This is a genomic window from Micromonospora foliorum, from assembly GCF_022229015.1.
GTDB lineage: Bacteria > Actinomycetota > Actinomycetes > Mycobacteriales > Micromonosporaceae > Micromonospora > Micromonospora foliorum.
In genome coordinates, this window is sequence record NZ_JAKKFF010000454.1 from 1 (window position 1) to 1,742 (window position 1,742).

Genomic DNA, 1,742 nt, shown 5'->3' on the forward strand with positions numbered 1-1,742 from the left:
TCTACTGTGCAACTCTGAACAAGCGAACACCCGTGAAGGTGTGCCGGGGTTGTTTGATATGTTCATAGAGTTACGGCGGTCATGGCGGAGGGGAAACGCCCGGTTACATTCCGAACCCGGAAGCTAAGCCCTCCAGCGCCGATGGTACTGCACTCGTGAGGGTGTGGGAGAGTAGGACGCCGCCGGACAATCTTCCAGTCGAGGGCCGCCCCATCCGGGTCGGCCCTCGACTGCGTAGCGCCATTGGTGGCGCAATCAGGAAGGATGTACCTGTGAGTTCAGGACCGCAGGGCGGAGACCGTCCCCGTCGTTACGAAGACCGTACTGACGGTGCGGGCGGACGCGACCGCGGCCCGCGCCGCGATGACCAAGGCCGGCCCCCGTACCGGGGAGACCGCGACAGCGGCGGCGGCGCCCGAGGCGGATACGCCGGCGGCCGCGACTCTGGCTCCCGTGGTGGTGACCGGGACAGCTCGCGCTCCAGCGCTCCCCGTGAGGGCGGCTACCGCGGCGGCGACCGCCGTGAGGGTGGTTTCCGGGGCGGCGACCGTGATGGGTCCCGTTCCAGCGCCCCGCGTGAGGGTGGCTACCGGGGCGGCGACCGGGACGGTTCGCGCTCGGGTGCGCCGCGCGAGGGTGGCTTCCGGTCCGGGGCTCCCCGTGAGGGTGGTTTCCGGGGCGGCGACCGCGACGGTTCGCGCTCGGGTGCTCCCCGTGAGGGTGGCTTCCGTGGCGGCGACCGCGACGGTGGTTTCCGTGGTGGCGACCGGGATGGTTCGCGTTCCGGCGCTCCCCGTGAGGGTGGTTTCCGCGGTGGTGACCGCGACGGTGGCTTCCGTGGTGGTGACCGTCGCGAAGGCGGGTATCAGGGTGGGGGCGACCGTACCCGCTCCGGCCCGCCGCGTGAGGGTGGCTTCCGGGGCGGCGACCGCCGTGAGGGTGGTTTCCCTGGTGGCGACCGTCGCGAAGGCGGCTTCCGTGGTGGTGACCGGGACGGTTCGCGTTCCAGCGCTCCGCGTGAGGGTGGTTTCCGCGGTGGCGACCGCGACGGTGGCTTCCGTGGTGGCGACCGCCGTGAAGGCGGCTTCCGTGGTGGCGACCGTGAGGGTGGCTTCCGGGGCGGCGACCGTCGCGAAGGCGGCTTCCGGGGTGGCGACCGCGACGCTTCGCGTTCCAGCGCTCCCCGCGAGGGCGGTTTCCGTGGCGGTGACCGGGACGGTTCGCGTTCCAGCGCCCCGCGTGAGGGCGGCTTCCGTGGTGGCGACCGTCGCGAAGGCGGGTATCAGGGTGGGGGCGACCGCACTCGCTCCGCACCGCCGCGTGAGGGTGGCTTCCGTGGTGGCGACCGTGAGGGTGGCTTCCGGGGCGGCGACCGTCGCGAAGGCGGCTTTCGGGGCGGCGACCGCGACGCTTCGCGTTCCAGCGCGCCCCGCGAGGGCGGTTTCCGTGGCGGTGACCGGGACGGTTCGCGTTCCAGCGCTCCGCGTGAGGGTGGCTTCCGCGGCGGTGACCGTCGCGAAGGCGGTTTCCGTGGCGGTGACCGCGACGGTTCGCGTTTCAGCGCGCCCCGCGAGGGTGGATTCCGTGGTGGTGACCGTCGTGAGGGCGGGTATCAGGGCGGCGACCGCACCCGCTCGGGCCCGCCGCGCGAGGGTGGCTTCCGCGGCGGTGACCGCGATGGTGGTTTCCGGGGCGGCGACCGCCGTGAGGGTGGCTTCCGCGGTGGTGACCGGGACGGTTCG

The 1,742-nt window shown here is 72.7% G+C and carries 1 protein-coding gene and 1 rRNA gene; both read left to right on the forward strand.

The features are described 5' to 3' along the window. The first annotated feature begins 71 nt into the window (after positions 1-71). A 5S ribosomal RNA gene (gene rrf / locus PSH25_RS27615) occupies positions 72-188 on the forward strand. A gap of 541 nt (positions 189-729) precedes the next feature. Then, positions 730-1,742 (forward strand): hypothetical protein (locus PSH25_RS27620; RefSeq protein ID WP_238661819.1); only part of this gene is annotated, 1,013 nt, incomplete at its 3' end.